The sequence below is a fragment of the Clostridium sp. 1001283B150225_161107_B6 genome, assembly GCF_015556325.1.
GTDB lineage: Bacteria > Bacillota > Clostridia > Lachnospirales > Lachnospiraceae > Enterocloster.
In genome coordinates, this window is the sequence record NZ_JADNMD010000011.1 from 101,836 (window position 1) to 120,716 (window position 18,881).

The window sequence follows — 18,881 nt, forward strand, 5'->3', positions numbered from 1 at the left end:
CCTGTAAGAGATGGGCAGACATCAGCGTGAACATAGGAAAGCAGTGTGAAGTTAAAAGCAAATACAGAGCAAGGGAGAATCAGAATGAGCGGAAAGAAAATTATTTTAGTGTCACATGGGAAACTGTCGGAAGGTATGCTTCACTCCGTACAGATGATTATAGGGAAAAATGAGGACCTGTCCTGTATGGGAATGATGCCGGGCGCACACTATCAGCCCATGGTGGATGAGGTGGAGGGAATGCTTAAGGAACATCCGGATACACAGTATATCATAGTGGCCGACCTGCTGGGCGGCAGTGTATGCAATGGCATGACGACCCTGCTGCGCTACCCCAATCTGCGTCTGGTGGCGGGGATGAACATGGGGTTGGTTATTAACCTGCTGCTGGCTCCTGGCGTGCTGGGCGATGAGGAGATTGACACAAAGGTGGAGGAAGCCAATGCCGTCAGCCACAGGGTCAGGCCGGAGGCCCTGGAAGCGGACAACAGCGATGAGGATTTTTTCTAAGGAGGCAGGAATGGGCAGTCAGATGAAAAAGGAAGATTTGGCGTGGGCAGAGCAGGTATATGAAAAAATACGGTTAAAGATGTCCGCGGAGTGCAGCCGTATTGGCAGCCGTATACCGTATATTGCTGAAAATGGAGTTTATAAGGAAGACAAAGCAGCGACAGACATTGTCTGGTGGACCAACGGGTTCTGGCCGGGGCTTATGTGGCAGATGTACCATGCCGAGGGAGACGACGCGTATAGGAGGACCGCAGCGGAGGTAGAGGAAAAGCTGGACCGGGCATTTGACATATATACGGGACTCCATCACGATGTAGGATTTATGTGGCTTCATTCCGCGGTGGCGGATTACCGGATTACGGGAAATGAGCGCTCTCTGGCAAGGGGACTCCATGCAGCCCATCTGCTTGCAGGCAGATACAATCCCAGAGGAAAATTCCTCCGTTCCTGGAACAGGGACAGGGCCGGCTGGGTCATTGTGGACAGCATGATGAATATTCCCCTCCTCTACTGGGCATCGGATGCCATTGGGGACCCCAGGTTCACCTATATCGCCATGGACCACGCAGACACGGTGATGCGGCATACGGTCCGGGGGGACGGCTCCTGCAATCATATAATTGTACTGGACCCGGAGAGCGGGGAGCTTAAGGAAACACCGGGGGGACAGGGGTATGCCGCCGGTTCGTCCTGGTCCAGGGGACAATCCTGGGCAATATACGGGTTTGCATTGAGCTACCGCTATACCGGGAAGACGGAATATCTGGATACGGCAAAGAAGGTGGCCCACTATTTCATGGCTGAAACAAACCGTACCGGTGATGTGCCGCTCATTGATTTCAGGGCGCCTGCAGAGCCTGTTTACCGGGATACCACAGCCGGTGTGTGCGGGGCCTGCGGACTGCTGGAGATTGCGGAGCATGTGCCGGAATGCGAAAAGGAGTTTTACAGGGCAGGCGCCCTCAGGCTGCTGAAAGCCGTGGAAAGCAGATACTGCAACTGGGACACAGGGTATGACTCCATTGTGGCTATGGGCTCCGGCTCCTATGGAACGGAACATGACCGGCATGTGCCAATTATCTATGGGGATTACTTCCTGGTGGAGGCAGTTCTCAGGCTTTTGGGAAAGGATGTATTGATTTGGTAGATTCTCCTTGCAAATACCCGGAAAAGGGCTTATAAGAAATATAGGCACACCCGAGAGGAGGAATGGCGGATGCTGCGTGCAATTCTGGCTGATGACGAGGCAGTTATATTAAAAGGTCTCAGGAAGCTGATTGACTGGGAAAAGATGGGCATACAGATTGTGGGCGAGGCCAGGGACGGAAAGGAAGCCCTGGAACTGATTGAACGGGTCAAGCCGGACCTGGCTGTATCGGACATTGCCATGCCGGAACTGGACGGGCTGGATATGCTGAAGCGGATTGGAGAGATGGGGCTTTATACCAAGGTAATCTTTGTCAGCGGCTACCAGGAATTTTCTTATGCAAAAAGGGCGGTTAAATACGGCGCTGTGGATTATATCCTGAAGCCCGTGGAACAGGAAGAACTGGAGGCAGCCCTTAAGAAGGCAGTGGGTCTGGTGGATGAGCAGAGCCGCCTTAAGCTTCTCGCCACGGAACAGGATGAAAGTGAACTGGCCCGTATTTTCCATAAAATAAACGGGAACCAGGAGTATGCCAGGCAGGATTTATATGAGCAGTTCGAGGCACTGCACATTGACGTGGCCTGTAAGGAGTTTGTGGGGGCGGCCTTCCGCCTGTATTTCACAAAGTCAGGTCCCTCCAATATCAAGATGCAGGAGCTGCAGAAGTTTTCCGCCTACAACCGCCTTCAGAAAAAGCTGGAGGAGGAAAAATGGGGTTTTGTCATCAGGAAGGACCTGAACAACTGCTATGTGATATTTACCCTGGACCCCTCTGAGGATGCTAGGACTGTCCGAATCCGTACCCATAAACTGGCGGAAGTAATGACAAGCGGACAGCCCATTGTGGTCAAGACCGGAGTGGGAGAGCGGATTGGGGAGATTGGAGCCCTGCAGCTGGCCTATAAGACCAGCCGGTTTGCCCTGGAGCTTTACTATTTTACGGAAGAGGATGAGATATGGTATGATGATGTGGAACGCAGCTTCCTGGATTCCTTTGAGGATTACCAGAACTGTTATAAAAAGCTGATGGAAGGATTCCTGTCCAGGAAACCGTCCATTGACATGGAATTGAACCGGATTCTTATGGTTATCCGCAACCTGCATTTCGGGAACCGGTTTGCCGCCGTGAACCGCTGCATTCTCCTGATTACCGATGTCACAAAGGAGCTGATGGACAATTACCTGATTGACGGCTCCTACCGGCAGAAGGCGGAACAGGCTGCTGAGGAAATCCGTCTGAAGCCATTGTACCGGCAGGCCTGCCAGGTGATTACAGCCTGCCTTACAGACCTGTTTGAAACCGTAAAGGACGGGACGGGAAATACCAGCCAGAGCGAGGTGGCCAGAATCAAGCAGTATATCGGAGCGCATTACAGGGAGAATCTTACCCTGGAATCCATGGCGGCCTTTGCCAATATGAATCTCTATTATTTCAGCAGTTATTTTAAAAAGAACACAGGACAAAACTTTAAAAACTATCTGACAGACATCCGCATGAAAGAGGCGGGCCGGCTTCTGGCCAATACGGACTGCAAGGCTTACGAGGCAGCGGAGGCAGTGGGATATAAGAATGTCCGGCAGTTCAATGAAAATTTTAAGGGGAAATATGGGAAGAGTCCGAATGAGTACAGAAGGGAATACCGGCCAAAGGGCCAGGGACAGAAAATATAAGAAACGGCGGGAAAACGGCATGGAAGCCAGAGAACCCCACAGCAGACCGGCCGGAGGGAGGATGTTCGCCAGCATCCTTCTTTCGGCTGTTTTCCTGCTTCTGATGACAGGATGCAGTCCCGGGGGTCCCTCTGCGCCCGGAGTCCGTCCGGAGGCAGAGGTAAAAATACGGGTGGTCTGTTCCGCAGGGGACCTTAAATGGAAGAGCGGAATGGAGGACGTGGCAGAGGCTTTCATGGAGTCCAATGAAGATATCCAGGTGGAGCTGTATTTTATGCCGGAAGTAAAGAACCAGACGTATGCGGAACGTCTTAAGGTGCTGGCTGCCCAGGAAGAATTAAATGATATCGTGGAACTGAGGGAGACAGGAACCCTTGTACAGGCAGGGCTTCTGGCACCCATGCCTGAGGAAGTGTATTCGCTGGTGGAGAACCCCCAGACCTTTGACGGCATATGCTATGGCGTTCCCAGGTACAGCACCACCCTGGGAATGATTTATAATGTGGATATATTTGAGAGGCTGGGACTTTCCGTGCCCAGTACATATGAGGAATTCCTCCAGGTATGCGGCACCCTTAAGGCTTCAGGATATGACGCCGTTGCTCTTGGGGCTGCCGATATCTGGCATATGAAGTTCTGGGGAAATTACCTGTTCTGCAATTACATTGTGACAGAGGAGGGGCAGGTCTGCTGGACCAAAGAGAGGGTAATGGAGATGCTGGGGGATTTCCGCGGCCTGGCCAGCCGGGGTTACATTCATTCACGTTACAGGGCAGTGTCGGACAGTGAAACAGCCCAGGCCATATCCGCCAGACAGGCGGTTATGGTGTATACAGGGCCGTGGATGCTGTCGCAGATAGAGAACCTGAATCCCCAGATTCGCCTGGGCTTCTTTTTCCTTCCGGGAAGGGACGGGACAGCCTATGCAATGGATGACAGCAATGTGGAATGGGGTATCTCGTCCGTGACCGCGGGGGACGAAAAAAAGATGGACGCGGCTGTCCGGTTCCTGCAGTTTTATTATTCCGAAGGCATCTATGAAACCATATTGGAAATCATGAACGGGGACTCCGTGACAGTCCGCCAGGTGTATATGCCGGATACGCCAAACCAGAGAATCATGAAAGCTGCTTATGAGAGAGAACCTGTGCATACGGAGCTTCTGGTGGAGGATGCCAGCTCGCCTGACGGTTTCATCACCTATTATGACCAGATGCTGATTGAGACCTTATGGGGCGGAAAATCAATTTCATCCCTGGCAGAAAATCTGTTGGAACGATGGGAGGAGCCATGATACAGAGAAGAAAAAGCATATTTTTCCGCCTGACCATATCATTTGTACTGCTTGGACTGGCGCCTCTTCTGATTGCCGGCACAGTGCTGTTTGGCCGTTTCAGGGACAATATGGAACGGGTTGTTTTGGACGATATGGGGCGCATGGTGAGCTATGCAGGCAACAATGCAGAAGAAATGGTGGAGGAATGCAGCGGCCTGACTAAGTATATCTATGATATTTCCACGGACGACGGGATGTTCCTGTACCAGATATTAAAATCCCCGGGCCTTCGCCAGGAAGAAAAGAAGATGAAAATCATTCTCCTTCTCAGCCAGATGCTGGACAAGGACAGCAGGCTGCGCACCGCTTATTTTAAGGACCAGAAAGGCAGGATTTATTACGCTACCAGGAACACCCAGAAGGTACTGGATGAAGATGCATTCCGTTTTTGGACGGGAGAAGAGGACCGGGAGGAGAATTTCTCTGTTCTGTCCACCCATGTGGATGACTATTTCCCGGATTCCAGAAATCAGGTCATCACGTTCCGGCGCAGTTATCAGGATATTACATCCTTTAAGACCATAGGCAGCTGTCTGGGCTATTTTTATATGGACATGGATATAAGCAAGCTGTCCTCCGTACTTTCGGACATTGATATGGGGCTAAATGAGTTTTTCTACATTATGGATGATAAGGGAATGTGTATTTACAGTGCTGATTCTGCCATGACAGGAAAACCGGCGGAAGGGATGGCATCCCTCCTTCCCTCCATGAACCAGGGGATGGGAAGCCTGCTTAAGGACGGAAAATACGTGGTCTATGACCGTCTGGAGCCGTGCGCCTGGACCGTGGCCGTGGAGGCCGGACGGGACCGGGTGCTGATGAATATGGAAAGTACAAAACAGTATATCACGGTATTCCTGGGCGCGGCCTTTCTGGTGCTCCTGTGTCTGTACTCTTATTTTCTGGAGCGGATTCGCAGGCCGGTGGAGCTTTTGGAGAGCGGGATGGCTGAGATTCAAAAGGGCAACCTGGAGACACGGATTGACGTGGGTGACAGGGAGGATGAAATCGGAGTCCTGGCAGGCGGGCTGAACGAAATGGCAAAAGAGCTGGAAGCCTATATCAAAAAGGTATATGTGGCCGAAATCCGGCAGAGGGATGCGGAGCTTACGGCCCTTAAGTCGCAGATAAAGCCCCATTATCTCTACAATACCCTGGAGGTCATCCGTATGACAGCCCTGGAACATGAGGATAAGGAGACAGCCAGGATGGTGGAAAGCCTGTCAAAGCAGCTCAAATACCTGATTGGCGTCAGCGGCGACATGGTTCCCCTGAAGCGTGAGATTGAAAATATAAGGGAATATTTCTATATCATGCGCATCCGCTATGAGAACAGGATTCAGTTGGAGGTAAGTGTGGATGAGGATGTGATGGAGGCGTCCATCATCAAGCTGAGCCTTCAGCCCATTGTGGAAAATGCAGTCAAACACGGGCTCAGGCCCAAGAAGGGGAACGGAACCGTGCGCATTGAGGCCCACAGGCAGGAAGGGCATCTGGAAGTGACCGTGATGGACGACGGGGCCGGCATGGGAGAGGAGACGCTTAAGAACCTGAATGACAGCCTGGGCCAGGAGGAAATGGGAGTACTGACAACAGACGGCTGGGAACATGTGGGCATCAAGAATGCCTATGACAGAATCCGGAAGAACTTTGGACCGGAATACGGGCTGGAAATCATGAGCACAGAGGGGACGGGCACCATTGTGGTGTATACCCTGCCCCTGGTGTCTGATGAGAGTGCAGGTAATGAGGGAGAGCAGGTTGAAATAGGGACATCCTAGAACCGGACAATCAAATATAGAGAGGATTTTTAGGGAAAACAGGCGGTCTTTTTAGATGGTAGGGCCAGGACGTTGAGACTGGAAAATCCTTGTGGTACCATGGGTTCATCTTAAGGAAATACCTTTAAGATGGGCCCGTTTTGTGTATGAAAATGATGTTTCAGGAGGGAGAAAAAATGATAAAGATGATGCGTGTGGATGACCGTCTGATTCACGGTCAGGTGGCAGTTATGTGGTCAAAGGAACTGGGGATACAGAGAATCATTGTTGCCAGCGATACCATTGCGGCCAATACCATACAGGTGAATGCGCTGAAGATGGCTGCCCCGGCAGGAGTAAAGGCAGCTATTCTGCCCATTGAAAAGGCAGTGGAGATATTAAAGGACCCCAGGGCGTCCCAGATGAAAATCCTTGTGATTTCCAATCAGCCCGAAGATTTGTTAAGGGTTGCAGAGCAGATTGGGGAACGCCCGGTACTCAACGTTGCAAATTACGGAAGGATTGGGGGCGGAGCCCTTTCTTCCAAGACAAAGGTGTCGGAATCCGTATACGTGACGGATGCGGACCGGAATGTATTTGAGAGAATAGGGAATCTGGGGATTGAAATCATCCACCAGCCCCTGCCGGGAGACGGAAGACAGGATTTTATGAAGCTGTTAGGAGGGAGATAAGCCATGTTTATGAATGCATTGATTGTCGGACTTGTACTTATGTTTACCAAGTTTTTTGACTGGTGGGGCAACACCATGTTCCAAAGACCCATTTTCTGCGTGGCCATTCTGGGCGCCCTGCTGGGACATCCGGGGGAGGGAATTATCCTGGCTGCCCAGCTGGAGCTGGTGTTCCTGGGCAATGTCAGCCTGGGCGGCGTAATGCCCTCGGATTTTACCCTGGGCTCCATTTTCGGAGCTGCATTTGCCATTCTGCTGGGCAAGGACCTGGCCACGGCCGTTACCCTGGCCCTGCCCCTGGCTGCGCTGGGAACACTGCTCTATTCATCCATGAAGATTGTAGTCACTTCCCTTGTGCCCAGGTTTGAGAAGCTGGTTGAGGGCCGGAACATCAGGGGATTTAAGAGATTGTGGATGTTTCAGTTCGCTGGTTTCCATCTCTGCTATTTCCTGCTGGGCTTCATCTGTATCTTTGCAGGTACGGATGCGGTAAAGGCATTTGTGGAAATCATACCGGCATGGGTGCAGAAGTCCATGACGGTTGCATCCACCATGCTTCCCGCCCTTGGTATGGCGCTGCTGCTTAAATCGCTGTGGAGCAGGGAAATATGCCCGTATTACTTTCTTGGGTTCGGCCTTGGGGCATTTTTCTTCTACAATAACGTGACAGGCGCGGCTGTGGCGGACGGGACTGTGAAGCTTGCCAGTTCCTCCGTAAAGATACTGTCCCTGGTGCAGATTTCCTTTATCGGGGCAGCCATTGCGGCTCTGGTTATTTTCCGGGAACTGCAGAGGATCAAGGATGAGCAGAAGATGCAGAATGCATCGGCCAATCCGGTATTAGATGAAAGGGAGGACTTCTTCAATGATTAATACAATGACGACAGTAGCGGATGCAGCCGTTACCATGAAGACAAAACTTACCCGCCGGCAGAGAAAACTTGTGGGCTCCATCTTCTGGAGGTCTATGTGGCTGATGTTCTGCACCTCTTATACGAAACAGCAGGGAACCACGTTTGGATGGACCATGATTCCGTATCTGGAGGATATTTACGGAAAGGAGACGGACGCCTTTTACGAGGCAATGTCCAGACATCAGGACTTCTTTAACACAACGCCCGGCATGTCCCCCTTTATTTTCTCTCTTGTGATTTCCATGGAGCAGGAGAGAAAGGCTGCCATGGATGCCGGAAGGGAGTTTGACGATTCCTCTATCGAAGCCCTTAAGGTTGCGCTGATGGGACCCTTTGCAGGAATTGGAGATTCCGTTTATTCAGGAGCTTTGAGAATCATTGCAACGGGAATCGGTCTTGGATTCGCACAGATTGGTTCCTGGATGGGACCTGTATTATTTGCACTGATTTATAATATTCCCAATGTGCTGATTCGCTATTTCGGAGCTGAATATGGTTTGAAGCTGGGAAGTACTTATATTGCAAATGCGCTGAGCTCAGGGGCGCTGAAGGCATTTACAAAAGGCTTTGCTGTTCTGGGGCTGATTATGGCAGGAGCGATGACCGCCCAGTATGTGAGCTTTAAGACGACCTTTGTAGCTGACTTTGGCGGAGCTGCCTTCAATCTGCAGGGCGTTCTGGACCAGATTATGCCGGGACTGCTGCCGCTGGCCATTACCATGGGTTCCTTCTTTTACCTGAGGAAGAAGAATAAGCCGGTCACCGTGCTGTTAGTCATGTTTGCGGCGGCAGTGGTGCTGACAGTGCTGGGAATTTGCGGCTAAAGGAATGCATTGAATGACGGATGGTGTTGGTAAGTTAAAATGTGATGTCGGGGTAATGTGGAAATATGGTTGATTTACTGTGTATTGATATAGATGGGACACTGCTTGACAGCCGTAAGGAGCTGCCCAGGGAGAATGTGGAGGCGGTGCGGTATGCGCTGGATAAGGGCGTGATTGTGGCTATTGCGTCCGGGCGTTCGGTTTCCGGGATAGAGCCGCTGCTTTTACAGCTGGGGATTGGCAGGTATGGGGTCTGCCTGAACGGAGGTCTGGTGCTGTGCGGGGAGGTTATTTACAGGGATACCATGGAGGAAGGCCTGGTCATGAAAATCATTGAGCAGGCGGAACGGTATGAAAGCCAGATTTTTCTTTCAGCGGCAGAATTTAATATTACCAATGGGGCTCTGTCGGGACATCTGAGGGAATTGGTTGATAAGGGAAGCCTGCGTTCGGATTACCGTTACTGCCGGGATTATGATGAAATGCGGGCTGAAGCCCGCCGCCATAAGGATGAGATTATTAAGGTGGCTGTGAAAGAGATTGATGAAGCGGATTTTGAGGGTCTTAAGAAGGCGCTTGTGGATATGGATTTGTTTCATGTGGCCAAATCAGATACCTATTTTGTGGATATTAACCCTAAGGATGGGAATAAGGGAAAGGGCGTGGCCGTGCTGGCCGCGCACCTGGGCATACCCATGGACAGGGTGATGTGTATTGGCGATAATGAGAATGATTTGGAGATGGTGGGCATGGCTGGTATTGGCGTGGCCATGGGGAATGGAGTGGAGGAAGTCAGGTCGGCGTCCGTGTTCGTGACAGGGGATAATGACCATAAGGGGGTTGCCCAGGCAATTTACCGGTTTATCTGAAAGTGCCGGTTTATTTGAAATGGAAGGAGAATTTGTATGAGAGAGAATCGGATTCAGACAGGCGCGCCCGGAAGGATTGGGATTCACAATCCGGTTTTAAGGGGATTTCACCCGGACCCTTGTATATGCAGGGCCGGGGGCAGGTTTTATTTGATTACATCCACTTTTGAATGGCTCCCTGGGGTGTCCCTTTATGAGTCGGAGGATTTGGTGAATTGGACTTCCAGGGGCGGGATACTTGATAATCTGGACTTGAGGGGGATTCCTGATTCCGCGGGGATTTGGGCTCCGGCGCTGTCCTATGACAATGGATTATTCTATCTGATTTATACTGTCAGCAGGCAAATAGACGGATATTTCAAAGACGTGGAGAATTATGTGGTCACTTCCCCGTCCATAGACGGGCCGTGGAGCGCGCCTGTATTTGTAAATGCTTCCGGGTTTGACCCTTCGATGTTCCACGAAGAAGGCAGGCATTATGTGATTAATCCGCAGTGGGACGCCAGGCCGCTGCCGGGACACCAGAAGTTTAATGGTCTGGTGCTGCAGGAGTTTGATATGGAAAAGGGGATGAAAGGGCAATCCAAAGTTATATTTGAGGGAAGCGGCACCGGCGGTACCGAGGGGCCGCACCTGATGAAACGGGATGGGTTTTATTATATGATTGCCGCCGAGGGAGGAACCGGAAGACACCATTCCATCTGTGTGGCCCGGTCTGCGGATATATGGGGACCCTATGAGGTTTCACCCTATCATCCTCTGATTACGGCCTGGGAAAAGGATACGGTCCTTAAAAAGTCAGGTCATGGCAATTTCGTGGAGACAGGGCAGGGGGAATGGTATATGACCCATCTCTGCGCCCGGTATCTGGAGGGAAAGGAGGCCTGCGTCCTGGGCAGGGAGACTGCCCTTCAGAAAATAGAGTGGATTGACGGGTGGCCCAGGATGGTGCAGGGGAACAGCACGCCGCTGGTTGAGGTGGAGGCGCCGAAGGTGGAGGCGCTAAAGGTGGAGGCGCCGGAGGAAGCCCCAAAGGAGACGGCCGGCAGCCGGAATAAGGGCAGGGAATACAGGACGGATTTTCGCAGGGGAACCTGTCTGGAGCAGGAGGAATGGTTATCCCTGCGGCGTCCCATGGGAGACAAGGCAGAGCTGACAGAACAGGGCCTTCTGTTAAAGGGAAATGATTCCCTTACATCCCTGTTTGAACAGTCTCTGATTGCACGCAGGTGGGAAAGTTTCTGCTTTAAGGCGGGTACGGTCCTTAAGTTCCGCCCGTATCATTACGCCCAGACAGCCGGTCTTGTGTGCTATTACAATACAAAGGTATTTCACTATCTTTATGTGGGATATGATGAGGTGAAGCAGCTTCCCATGGTCAGTATTCTGACAAATGACAACTATGAATTTTGTGAACCGTTGAGGGGGCAGTATGCATACCTGCCTGTTCATACAGAGTCTGTCCGGCTGGAGGTGCATGTGGACCGGGAGCAGATGCAGTTTTACTATGCTGTGGACAATGGGCTCCCGGAGAAAATAGGTCCTGTGCTGGATGCTTCCATACTGAGCGATGAGCATGCTGCGGGCTGGGCCTATACCGGGGCTGTGGTAGGTATAACGGCAGTGGATAATTTTAATAAGGACACAGCCGCATTGTTTACAGAGTTTTACCAGGCTGACCAGGAGGCGGAACAATGATTCAGGTACTGGAACAGGGAAGGACATTCCACCTTATCACAGCACATACATCCATGATTCTCCATGCCATGCCCAGCGGCCATCTCATGAGCCTGTACTGGGGCAGCAGGGTGGAGGGGGATTCCTTCAGCTATATTGTCCGGGACATGAAAAAGGCCAGTTATCTGTGCGGAACAGACGGAATCAATGATTTCAGGCTGGAACAATATCCGGTGCTGTACCCGTCCTGGGGAAATCCGGATTTGAGAATGCCGGCTGTTCAGTTTTGCTATGAGGATGGTTCCGTTATGACGGATTTGCGGTTTAAGGGATACCGGGTATACCGGGGAAAGGAAACGCTTCCGGGGCTGCCGGCCGTCATTAGCAGGGAAGCAGAATGTCTGGAACTGACTTTGGGGGACAGCATATCCAATCTGGAAATCCGGCTTACATATGGGGTATTTGAAAGGTATGACGCCATTACAGGAAGCGTGATGGCCGCAAACCGGGGAGAAAAGGCCGTGACAGTGGAGCGCCTGATGTCAGGCTGCTTTTCTTTCCCGGATGACAGGTATGAGCTGATGACCCTGACCGGGGCATGGGGAAGGGAATGTCATGTTAACCGGCAGGAAATCCGCCAGGGGAGGTTTGCGGTGGAGAGTACCAGGGGAGCCGGCGGACACGGGCAGAATCCCTTTCTGGCCCTGGCAGAGCCTGGGGCAGACGAGGACCGGGGAAATATATGGTCCATGAATCTGGTGTATAGCGGAAGCTTTGAGGGAAGCGTGGAGGTTGATATGCACCAAAATACGAGAATGATGATGGGAATACAGCCCTTTGGATTTTCATGGCTGCTGGAAAAGGGGGAGAAATTTGCCAGTCCTGAGGTGGTGATGGTGCACTCCGGAGAGGGGATGGGAGCCATGTCCAGGATATACCACTGCCTGTACAGGGAATGTCTCATGGGGAGAAACTATCAGGGCGGACCGGGAAAATACAGGCCTGTGCTGTTTAATAACTGGGAGGCAACCTACTTTGATTTTAACAGGGACAGGCTGCTGGAGCTGGCAGACCAGGCTGCAGCCCTTGGAGTCGAATGCTTTGTGCTGGATGACGGATGGTTTGGAAACAGGGACAGCGCCGACCGGTCCCTGGGAGACTGGACTGAGAACCGGAATAAGCTGGGAGGAAGCCTGGCCGGACTGGCAGAGGCCGTAAGGAAGAGGGGAATGGAATTCGGGCTGTGGTTTGAGCCGGAAATGGTATCGCCGGACAGCCGGCTGTTCAGAAGCCATCCGGACTGGGCAATCCAGGTGAAAGGGCGTCCGAAGCAGCTGGCCAGGAATCAGCTCGTACTGGATCTGAGCCGGGAGGAGGTCCAGGATTATATTGTGGAGTCTGTTGACCGGGTGCTGAGGGAGGCGCCCATAACCTATGTAAAATGGGATATGAACCGGAATATAACAGACTGGGGGTCAGGCCATCTGGCTGCAGGCCGCCAGAAGGAACTGGGGCACCGGTATATACTGGGGCTTTACCGCATTCTGGAGAGACTGACCGGAATGCACCCGGATGTGCTGTTTGAAGGATGCGCAGGGGGAGGCGGGCGCTTTGACCCCGGAATGCTGTACTATATGCCCCAGATATGGGCCAGTGATGACACCGATGCAGCGGAGCGTCTTGCCATCCAGCACGGCACAGCCTGTGTGTATCCGCCTGTATCCATGGGCTGCCATGTGTCTGCCTGTCCCAACCATATCGTGGGGAGGGAGACTCCGCTTTTTACCAGAGGCGTGGTGGCCATGGAGGGAAATCTGGGATATGAGCTGGACCTGACAGCCATGGAAGAAAAGGATAAGGATGAGGTGAAACGCCAGATTGGATTTTATAAGGATATAAGGGAAATTGTACAGAAGGGCCGGTATTACAGACTGAAGCATGATGGGGACCAACGGGCGTGGATGTATGTTTCAGAGAAGGGAGACAGGGCGGTGGTGAGTTTTGTACAGATTCTGGCAAAAGCCAATACGGTTCCCAAGCGGCTGCGCCTTAAGGGTCTGGAACGTGAGGCGTTTTACCGGGTAGAACAGGTGATGGAGGCTGGGGAGGAGGCGGGTACGCCCGGCATCAGGGATGTCTGCCTGCTCCGCGGCAGCTCCCTTATGAACATCGGTCTGGGTCTTAACAGGCCCAGCGGTGATTTTCAGGCCCAGCAGTGGGTGATGTACAGGGAAGGCTGAGGGACAGGCCGTGTTCTGGGTTATTGTAAGAATTATAAATCCTTTTGGTTGAGGCGGAAGCTGGAGCGTCAATCAGAAGGATTTTTGTGTTTTGAACACCACATTGCCTCCCAAAATAACTGCAGTTATATTTCTTTGCATTTGAACCGGTATGCTGTATAATGGAAAAAAACAGCAGATGTGCAGGATAAATACAATCTCAGCACACAGGGAACCGTAAATGCCCTGCATGCCTGAAACGGGAGGTTTCATATGAAAAAAAGGAAGAGAGTCATGCTTGCATGGGCGGCAGCGGCGGTCCTGATGCTGGTTATGACGGGCGGCTGTTCCCGCAGCGAGGATGCCAGGTACCAGCTGGACCCCAGGCAGCCTGTGATGATAACGGTGTGGAATTATTATAACGGGCAGACAAAGCAGGCCTTTGACAGCCTGGTGTCCAGGTTCAATGAAACAGTGGGCATGGAAAAGGGAATCATTGTGGACAGTGTCAGCCACGGGGATGTGAACCAGCTGGCAGAGGAGACATATAATTCAGCCAGCGGAAGGCTGGGAGCTGACTCCATGCCCAATCTGTTTGCCGCGTATCCGGAAAATGCCTACCGCATTGATGTATTGGGCAAGCTTGTGGATTTGAACCAATATTTTACAGAGGATGAGCTGAAGGTATACCGGGAGGATTTTCTCCAGGATTGCAGCTTTGGCGGAAATCAGGGACTTAAGATTCTTCCTGTTGTGCGGTCCACGGAAAATCTGTACTTAAATAAGACGGACTGGGATAAGTTTGCAGGGGAGACAGGAGCGGATTTGGAGGGACTGTCCACCTGGGAGGGCGTGGCTGAGACAGCCGGTACCTATTATGAGTGGTCAGGAGGCAAGGCATTTCTGGGAATCGACAGCCTGGCAAACTATATCATTGTTGCGTCCGTGCAGACGGGAAATGATATTTATGAGTTTCACGACGGCCGGGTAACCTTTTCATTTGACCAGGACCTGGCCAGGCTTTTATGGGATGAATTGTATGTGCCCTATGTAAAAGGTTATTATGCAAATCTGGGTAAATTCCGTTCTGATGACGAAAAGACAGGGGATATACTGGCTTATATAGGCTCCAGCGCAGGCGCGGTCTATTTTCCGAAGGAAGTGACCCTGAATCAAAATGAAATATACCGGATTGAGAGCAGTGTTCTTCCATATCCCTGTTTCAGGGGCGGGGAATTATGCGCCATGGTCCAGGGGGCGGGATTTTCCGTTGCACAGAGCGACAGCACCCACGAATATGCGTCGGCCGTCTTTTTGAAATGGCTTGCCCAGGAGGAACAGAATCTGGATTTTGCCGTAAACAGCGGCTATCTGCCGGTGGAGAACAGCTCCCTGAATCAGGGGTATGCCAAGGCCATGGAAGCTTATTCCGGTTCGCCGGAGTATAATTCCACGGTAAGCCAGTCCGCTGAAGCCACAATGCAAATGCTGTCAGAGTACCGCTTTTATTCCAACCCTCCGTTTGAGGGGAGCTATGAGATGAGGCAGTTTTACGGTGAATATATGGAGACAACCGTGAACAATGCCCGTCTGGAAGCTGAGGATAAGATGAAGGAAGGTCTGACAAAGGAAGAGGCCCTGGACCAGGTCACGAATGAGGCCCATTTCCAGACATGGTATAAGGGCTGGCAGGAACATGCCGCCAAACTATTAGGGAGCTGATGAGGAATATGAATAAAAAGCAGTCCATTGCATTCAAATGCTCTGCCTTTACTGCGGGGCTGGTGATTCTCCAGTCCCTGCTGGTACTGGGGATGCTCATAGCAGGCGGTATATTGAAGCAGGCCAGGGACACGGCATACCAGTCCTTTGCTTCTACCGTGACACTCAGAGCCAGTTCCATCCAGGACCAGATTGACAACCGGTGGACCAACATTCATCCCTATGTCCAGGAATTGTCCGACCAGCTGTCCGATGCCGGTTATGGGGAGGGGAGAACGGATGCAGAAGCATTTTTAACCGGTTCCGCAGATACCTTAATATCCATGCTGCATGTCAGCGGTACCACGGGCACGTTTCTGATTCTGAATGGACCGGGACAGGGCAAAAGCCTGCCGGCGCTCTATTTCAGGGACTATGACCCGGAAACATACAGCGCGGACAACAGTGATTTGTTCCAGGTCATGGGACCGGCGGAGGTTTCCAGGAAGTACCGGATTCCTCTGGACAGCGTGTGGCATTACGGGCTGTCGCTGAATGACGGGAACAGGAAGTTTTTTGAGATGCCGTATCAGGCAGCCGGCCAGTCCCAGGATTATAAGAAGCTGGGATATTGGAGCCAGCCTTTCTGCATGACGCCGGAGGATGTGCCTGTCATAACTTACACCGTGCCTCTTTTTGACCGCAGCGGCCAGGTCCACGGCGTGGTGGGAGTGGAGATATCCCTGGAATATATCAGGAAACTGCTGCCTGCCAATGAGCTGTCTGCCCAGGATTCTCCGGGGTACATGATTGCCGCGAAACAGGAAAACCCGCAGGAGCTGCTGCCGCTGGTTAAGAAGGGAGAATACCAGAACCGGCTTTTTGGGAATGAGCCGTTGCTCAGGATAAAAGCAGAGGATGACAAGTATTCCGTCTGTCAGGTGTCAAATCTTACAGGGGAAAAGATATATGGCTGCATTAAGAGCCTGGACCTGTACGGAACAAAGAATGTTCCCTATGACAGCGGAAACTGGGTGGTTCTGGGGTTGATGAGAGGGGACGCCCTGTTTGGTTTCCTCCACAGAATCATAAAGATATTTGCAGTTACCCTGATGGCATCCCTGCTGCTGGGAGCAGGGGCCGCCGGATTCATCAGCCGTAAAATCACGGACCCTGTTGCAAAGCTGGCAGCCAAGGTAAGGGATTTTGACTATACCAGAAAGATAAGACTGGAGAGGACCGGGATTGAGGAGTTGGACCTGCTGTCCAGTGCCGTGGAGATATCCAATCAGAACCTGCTGGATAACACTCTTAAGATGTCTGAAATCATGGACCTTCTGGGCCTTCCCATAGGAGCCTTTGAGTACAGTCCGGGCGGATATGGGGTCCAGGTCACTAAACAGATATTTTCCCTTATGGAGCTTCCCCATGAGGACGAGGACCATCTGTATGTGGATGAGGAGGTATTTCTCTCCAGGCTGAGGGATATGCAGAAACGTCCGGTGCCCGAGGAAAACGGAATCTACAGAATCAGCGGGAAAACAGAGCGCTGGGTGCGGATTACCCTGTCCCTGCGCCACGGCCATTCTCTGGGAATCATTGAGGATGTGACCGGGGATATGATGAAAAAACAGCGGATGCAATATGAGAGGGACCATGACAGCCTGACCCGGATTTACAGCCGGGCAGCTTTCCAGCGGGAGGCAGAAGCCATGCTGGCCCAGGCCGGGGCCATGTCCGGCCGTGCCGGGGAGATGTCCGGCCGTACCGGGGAGAGGACAGACCATGCTGGCCCCGGGAGACTGGGGACTGCAGCCATGGTCATGCTGGATTTAGACGGCCTTAAGTCAGTCAACGACACACACGGCCATGAGAGCGGCGATATCTATATCAGGGAGACCGCGGTGTGTATGAAACAGATACCGGAGGAACATGCCATTGTAGGCAGGCGTTCCGGGGATGAGTTTTTCATGCTTTTGTTCGGTTATGAGAACAGGGATGCGGTCAGAAAACAATTAAAGGATTTCTACGATATCCTGGATAACCATCCGGCCGTGCTGCCTGACGGAGTACAGCTGGAGATTCATATCTCGTCAGGCATTGCCTGGTATGGGGAGGAACTTTGTACGTTTGAGGAACTGGTAAGGTGCGCGGACATTGCCCTGTATGAGGCCAAGGAGAACAGGAAAGGACGGACCGTGGAGTATGGGACGGTGTGAAACCGCTCCGGTTCGTATCCGTCTTACCATTCCAGACCATATTTCTTTATTTTCCGCCATAAGGTAGAACGGCTCATGTTTAAGAGCTGTGCTGCCTTTGTTTTATTTCTGCGGCGTTGATTAAGGAGTCCTGCAATCTGTTCCGCCTCTGTGCAGGAGGAAGCATCCATACATATCCGGGAAAGGACTGGATGCAGATGTATAAGAACTGGATGTATGACAACTGCACCAATCAGGAAATCAAGGATTTGGGCAGGGAGTCCTTTGACGTGTTCCAGGATTTGTGCCAGTCCTTCCTGCTGTTTTACGTCCAGGCGTATCTGACCGGCACCCAGGACCGGGAAGACATTACGGATACATTTAAACAAAAGCTTCATCCAGTAGCCGGATGAATTCTTTCAGTATTACATTTCCATGTATTCCCTTGTGATACAGCCCGAACACAAGGGGAGGTATGTCTGTTACCGGGATATAGCAGAGTCCCTTTTTATCGCTGCCCGGATAGAAGGGAAGAAGGGTGTATCCAAGGCCTGCCCTTACCATAGCCAGTATGCTTTCATAGGTATCCACGAAGAAAAGCTCTGAAGGATGGCAGGAGGATGATGACACGCGGATTTGGGACTGGAGCACGGACTGAGGCAGCCTGTGGGGCTCCCCCAGGACCATGGGGCCTTTGAGCTCCTTCACGTTCAGGGAGGCGCGTCCGGCGTAAGGATGTGCGGTACTGCACACACAGGCCATCGGTGTCCGGGCCAGTTCATGGAATATGCCGATGGATTTCTTCTGGTCGTCCTGCCGGAAACCGAACATGACATGGATGCGTTCTTCCTCCAGAAGGTTGGCCATGGACTTAAAAGGAATCAGCTTCACAGAAGGATGAAGAGTGGGAAACTGTCCCGCCAGCCTGTGTATGACAGGAGGCAGAAGGTCCAGCTCTGACTGGTTATGGCATCCCACGGTCAGGGACAGAAAATCACCGATTCCCATGCCCAGCCGTTTCTTGGCGCCGGAAGCAATCTTAAGAATGCTGGATGCGTCCTCCATGAACATGAGCCCGGCTTCGGTCAGGCTTACATTTTTGCTGGTACGGACAAAGAGCCTGATGCCCAGCTCTTCCTCCAGGGATGTAATCTGATGGCTCACAGCAGGCTGTGTAATTTTTAAAAAATCAGCTGCCCTGGAAAAATTCAGATATTCCGCTACGGCCAGAAAACATTCTAACTGCACTGTATTCATAAGAATCTCCTTCCGAATGTCCTTATAATTTCTTGTGAATCCCCTTAAACCTGGTGTTGGCCTGTTTGCGTTAAAAAGAATACTAATAGTAAACAATAAAAGA

15 protein-coding genes are annotated in these 18,881 nt (G+C 51.9%); 14 read left to right on the forward strand and 1 reads right to left on the reverse strand.

Translation table 11 applies throughout. The features are described from left to right. The first annotated feature begins 84 nt into the window (after positions 1 to 84). The 14 genes from I2H39_RS21555 (at position 85) to I2H39_RS28940 (ending at position 17,934) form a co-directional block, all read left to right on the forward strand. Entirely contained in the window at positions 85 to 510 is a 426-nt protein-coding gene (locus tag I2H39_RS21555) for a PTS mannose transporter subunit IIC (protein ID WP_138309160.1), read from the forward strand. Positions 511 to 520: 10 nt separating this feature from the next. After that, positions 521 to 1,657 (forward strand): glycoside hydrolase family 88 protein, encoded by a 1,137-nt coding sequence (locus I2H39_RS21560; RefSeq protein WP_195627496.1) that lies wholly within the window; start codon positions 521 to 523, stop codon positions 1,655 to 1,657. A gap of 69 nt (positions 1,658 to 1,726) precedes the next feature. Continuing rightward, positions 1,727 to 3,328 (forward strand): response regulator, encoded by a 1,602-nt coding sequence (locus I2H39_RS21565; RefSeq protein WP_138309162.1) that lies wholly within the window; start codon positions 1,727 to 1,729, stop codon positions 3,326 to 3,328. After that, positions 3,279 to 4,622 (forward strand): extracellular solute-binding protein, encoded by a 1,344-nt coding sequence (locus tag I2H39_RS21570; protein WP_227147050.1) that lies wholly within the window; start codon positions 3,279 to 3,281, stop codon positions 4,620 to 4,622. Before I2H39_RS21565 ends, I2H39_RS21570 begins: the two co-directional genes overlap by 50 nt. Next, positions 4,619 to 6,448 carry a sensor histidine kinase gene (locus I2H39_RS21575; RefSeq protein ID WP_195627497.1) on the forward strand — a complete coding sequence of 610 codons (1,830 nt, stop codon included), beginning with the start codon at positions 4,619 to 4,621 and terminating at the stop codon, positions 6,446 to 6,448. Before I2H39_RS21570 ends, I2H39_RS21575 begins: the two co-directional genes overlap by 4 nt. 176 nt (positions 6,449 to 6,624) lie before the next feature. After that, positions 6,625 to 7,119: a PTS sugar transporter subunit IIB gene (locus I2H39_RS21580; protein ID WP_138309165.1), complete on the forward strand. Its 495-nt coding sequence runs from the start codon at positions 6,625 to 6,627 to the stop codon at positions 7,117 to 7,119. Between the two features lie 3 nt (positions 7,120 to 7,122). Beyond that, the gene (locus I2H39_RS21585) at positions 7,123 to 7,992 is read left to right on the forward strand and encodes a PTS sugar transporter subunit IIC (protein WP_195627498.1); all 870 of its coding nucleotides are present in this window, start codon (positions 7,123 to 7,125) and stop codon (positions 7,990 to 7,992) included. Further along, a complete protein-coding gene (locus I2H39_RS21590) occupies positions 7,985 to 8,857 on the forward strand; it encodes a PTS system mannose/fructose/sorbose family transporter subunit IID (RefSeq protein WP_195627499.1) in 873 nt (290 codons plus the stop codon). Before I2H39_RS21585 ends, I2H39_RS21590 begins: the two co-directional genes overlap by 8 nt. Positions 8,858 to 8,922: 65 nt before the next feature. Further along, the gene (locus I2H39_RS21595; protein WP_195627500.1) at positions 8,923 to 9,726 is read left to right on the forward strand and encodes a Cof-type HAD-IIB family hydrolase; all 804 of its coding nucleotides are present in this window, start codon (positions 8,923 to 8,925) and stop codon (positions 9,724 to 9,726) included. A 36-nt stretch (positions 9,727 to 9,762) separates the two neighbouring features. After that, a complete protein-coding gene (locus I2H39_RS21600; RefSeq protein ID WP_138309169.1) occupies positions 9,763 to 11,424 on the forward strand; it encodes a glycoside hydrolase family 43 protein in 1,662 nt (553 codons plus the stop codon). After that, positions 11,421 to 13,643, forward strand: coding sequence for an alpha-galactosidase (locus I2H39_RS21605; RefSeq protein WP_195627501.1), 2,223 nt, complete (start codon positions 11,421 to 11,423; stop codon positions 13,641 to 13,643). The genes I2H39_RS21600 and I2H39_RS21605 overlap by 4 nt, the downstream gene beginning before the upstream one ends. Before the next feature lie 252 nt (positions 13,644 to 13,895). Beyond that, a complete protein-coding gene (locus I2H39_RS21610) occupies positions 13,896 to 15,344 on the forward strand; it encodes an extracellular solute-binding protein (protein WP_195627502.1) in 1,449 nt (482 codons plus the stop codon). An 8-nt stretch (positions 15,345 to 15,352) separates the two neighbouring features. Then, complete coding sequence (locus tag I2H39_RS21615; RefSeq protein WP_195627503.1) at positions 15,353 to 17,542, forward strand: diguanylate cyclase; 2,190 nt, start codon at positions 15,353 to 15,355, stop codon at positions 17,540 to 17,542. 191 nt (positions 17,543 to 17,733) lie between these two features. Further along, complete coding sequence (locus I2H39_RS28940) at positions 17,734 to 17,934, forward strand: hypothetical protein (protein ID WP_207746921.1); 201 nt, start codon at positions 17,734 to 17,736, stop codon at positions 17,932 to 17,934. On the opposite strand, the gene I2H39_RS21625 is transcribed toward I2H39_RS28940, so the two are convergent. After that, positions 17,903 to 18,778, reverse strand: a complete 876-nt coding sequence (locus I2H39_RS21625) for a LysR family transcriptional regulator (RefSeq protein WP_195627505.1) — start codon at positions 18,776 to 18,778, stop codon at positions 17,903 to 17,905. The genes I2H39_RS28940 and I2H39_RS21625 overlap by 32 nt on opposite strands. Positions 18,779 to 18,881: the final 103 nt, after the last annotated feature.